Annotated in this window: 5 protein-coding genes; all 5 read right to left on the bottom strand. The window is 25.0% G+C overall.

The annotated features are described in order from the left end of the window. The coding region (locus ACRC03_RS12565) for an AAA family ATPase (RefSeq protein ID WP_438652918.1) at positions 1–761 on the bottom strand (761 nt) is incomplete at its 3' end. Positions 762–1,118: 357 nt separating this feature from the next. After that, a complete protein-coding gene (locus tag ACRC03_RS12560) occupies positions 1,119–1,289 on the bottom strand; it encodes a hypothetical protein (protein ID WP_438652917.1) in 171 nt (56 codons plus the stop codon). A gap of 319 nt (positions 1,290–1,608) precedes the next feature. Next, positions 1,609–2,082: a hypothetical protein gene (locus tag ACRC03_RS12555; protein ID WP_438652916.1), complete on the bottom strand. Its 474-nt coding sequence runs from the start codon at positions 2,080–2,082 to the stop codon at positions 1,609–1,611. A 126-nt stretch (positions 2,083–2,208) separates the two neighbouring features. Then, positions 2,209–2,394 (bottom strand): hypothetical protein, encoded by a 186-nt coding sequence (locus tag ACRC03_RS12550; RefSeq protein WP_438652915.1) that lies wholly within the window; start codon positions 2,392–2,394, stop codon positions 2,209–2,211. A 277-nt stretch (positions 2,395–2,671) separates the two neighbouring features. After that, on the bottom strand, positions 2,672–3,568 hold an 897-nt coding region (locus ACRC03_RS12545), incomplete at its 5' end, for a hypothetical protein (protein WP_438652914.1).

Here is a 3,568-nt window from a genome sequence, read left to right as displayed (position 1 = left end):
AATATTCCATCTCGTATATACTCTTCTAAGATTACAATAACTCTGTACTTAATATTTTTTTCTACAATATTATAATTCTTTTCAGCAAATAGCCCATGTCCTATTAGGTATTTATTTATTTCTTTCCTGTATCTATAATTTATATTATCTTTTATAAATTCATTAACTTTATGGTATAGTCTTTTTCTATTTTCATCATTTTCATTTGCCTCTATGAATCTATAGTCTGATTCTAAATTGTATATCATAAATTTCCTTAACAAACCATAATCAACGCCAAAATCACTTGAAATAGCAGTATTCATTGTAGCTATTATATAAAAATTATTAGGTATTATTACATCTTTACTTAAATTTCTCCTATCTATAAAATCCAGCATATTTCCAAAAACTGAAGATGTATCACACCTATTTATATCGTCTAAGATTAAAACTATATTTTCATCATCTTTCTTAACCTTATTAGCTTTTCTTGCTAAATTTAACAAAATTTTATTCTCTTCTTCGAAGTTTATTTTCTTATCTTTTGTTTTTACTGATATTCCTCTAACAAAATCTTCATATCCATAGCCAGGATGTAATGATACCCTAAATATATTTTCTTCTTTACTAGTAAGTTCTTTTGCTAATTCTTCTGCTATATAAGTTTTTCCTACTGCAATACCACCTGTTAAAAGTAAATTTTTATTATCTTCTACTATTTTTTTAAGATTACCAATTTCTTTTTGTGTATACGGGTTATATTTATTTTTTTTACTCATTTTCCAATCCCTTCATATTAGTTACTTTTTATAGAGCTTTCTGATATTTATTTTCTAGCACCTAATTGTTTAACTTAGACCTATCTATTCTATCTGTTCATACTTATTTTTACTCCATATCCACAAACTATATAAAATTCCTTAAGTTCTATTTATATCTCTATCATAGATAATAAGAACTCTGCATAAAACGTCAAGTTCTCCCACTAGAGGTAGTATTCAAGTTATTTCAATAACTTGAATACTACCTTTTTATACGACTATTACTGAGTACATATATTATTGACTTAATAAATTTTCTCAAGTTTTTCTTTGTAAATATAATAATCATTCTTTTAGATTTTATATAATTATTAATTATCCCAACCTATAAACTTCTTCATCTCTTAAAATACAAACCTTCTTATCAGGATTCGTACTTGTATAACTATACTCAATTTCATACTTATCAATTTTTCCTAAAAACAAGTCTTCCTCATTAGTTATCCTGCTAATTTCATTTCTATTATATCCATCAAAATATACCATACTCTATCTCTTCACATGCTTTGAATACAATTTCAGCCATTTCATCAGAACTCAGAACTTCTTCTTCATCTCTAGTTATTTTTAAATACGCCCTTGCTTCCTCAGAATTCCCCCCCTAAACTTCTTAAATATTTTATCTAAATAACCTATTAATAATTACCATTTGCATATCAAGACTTATTTTTACATTTAACGTTAACATTACAAGTATACATTAATAATATTTAATATTTCTACAAGCAAATTCATGCAAATTGTCTTATATTTTAAGTATTACTGTGAGATAAAATCAATTTTAAAATTAAATCTATGTTCTATATTAAGCATTAAGAAAATCTACCATTATCCTTTTTGCATTAGAATAACCTAATGCTTCCGCACTTTTTCTAATACTTATAAGTATACATCCCATCTCATCCATATCTACATCATCTGATAAATGCACTCTAATTACAATATGATCATCATATTTACCCTCATTGGGAATGCTAGTATATGCAATTTTTTCTAAAATTTCTTTACTTAATTTTCCTTCTAAACCTTCTACTATTTTCTTATATAGATCAAAGTTTAATTTATCACTTTCTCTTATCTCAATTAGTTCATCTAAGATTCTTGGCGTAAATCCTATAACATCAGTACAAACATTAAATCTATTATCTAATTTTAATAGATGCTGGTCCTTATTATGTACATGTCCAAATAGATGATAACTTCCTCTATATAAACCATCCCACTCCTCCATTGGATAGTGAGATAGTATCACTAATTTATTATTATCTCTAATTCTCATATAGTATTCTATTTCCTCAAATAAGCTTCTAAATTCTTCATTTTTTACTAATTTATAATCGTGATTACCTATTACTAAATACTTTTTTCCTTTTAACTGTTTTACTATATTTATTATTTCTTTTATTTATTCTTGATTTCTTGGAAATCCAACATCACCTAGTATCATTACTTTATCTTCGTGTGTAACTACACTATTCCATTTATGTATAAAATCCGCATTCATTTCTTCTAAGTCTTCATAAGGTCTACTACACATTTTTATTACGTTCTTATGGTATAAATGTAAATCTGAAATATAAAAAGTTTTCAAACTACTCCCCCCTTGTTCCTTTTATATTTTACTCATCTATTGCATTATACAATCATCACTCTTTATTCCTCTTATCTAATTATTAATCGTTTATTTGTTTCTATATGATATAGTATATATTTTTATTTATACATATTAATATAATTTTACATATTCTCTAATATTCCTTTTATTAATTTCATATTTCTTTAATTTTAGTTAAATTAATAAAAGTCTAATCATATTTCTACTTAATTAGACTTTTATAAAAGTAATCAATTAAAGCTATGTAAATTTATTATATAAGATCACCACAATTATAAAGTTGTTTGTGTTGCTCTAGTGCATACTTATCTGTCATACCCGATATGAAATCACATATTACTCTTAACAAAGTATCATTATATAAGCTATACTTTTCTTCATCAGCATCATCTAACTGATAATGCATCTTAGAAATTTTATCTCTAATACTACCTACATCAAACTTATTTTTTTCAAAGTTTTCATAATCAAGTATTGATTTAGTTTTTTCACTAATTGTATATTTGTAATCTAAGTCTAAATTATCATTTTTAACTATTTCTTTGCATAACATAGTATATAATTTTTTTATAGTTTTATCTGGTAACTGCTGTGGATTATGTACATATGCTTCAAATAATTTTCTTATAACATATTGACCTGAGCCATCCATTTTTTGTGCTATATATGAGTTTAAAATTCTGTTTTTTAGGAAATCTTGTAGTTTGTCATCTACTTCTTCTACTTCTTTTGAAAATGAAACTAATTCTTTTACAAACTGAGCACTATATTTCTCTTGTTTTACTTCAGTAAATAATGTCCCTTCTTCAATATTATTTTCAGTTATGAATTGTTCTAAATTAGCTTCTGTATTTTTTATTAAATCACTTGTTAGGAAATTTACAATTAACTTTGAGAATAAAACAATTGATAAATGCTTATTGTCTTTATTAGCTTTTATTTCTTCTAGTAATGCTTTATCTTCATCTTTGAATACATTATCAAATCTCTCTTCTATCTCTTTAATTAAACTTTCTACACTTAAAATATTAAATTCTATGGCATCTTCTATATCATGATGTCTTTGTGCTATTTCATCAGCCAATCCAACTACTAATGCTTCAATTGTCCAATATTTAGATGAATCTAATTCCTCTAAGTATCCATCGTA

The organism is Romboutsia sp. (assembly GCF_051659545.1).
Classification (GTDB): domain Bacteria; phylum Bacillota; class Clostridia; order Peptostreptococcales; family Peptostreptococcaceae; genus JBOFOR01.
This window is presented reverse-complemented; position numbering and strand designations above follow the sequence as displayed.

Bases quoted from the DNA above. Each gene is read 5' to 3' on its own strand.
- ACRC03_RS12560 (WP_438652917.1), bottom strand. From the start codon at position 1,289: ATGGTATATTTTGATGGATATAATAGAAATGAAATTAGCAGGATAACT.
- ACRC03_RS12555 (WP_438652916.1), bottom strand. From the start codon at position 2,082: ATGAGAATTAGAGATAATAATAAATTAGTGATACTATCTCACTATCCA.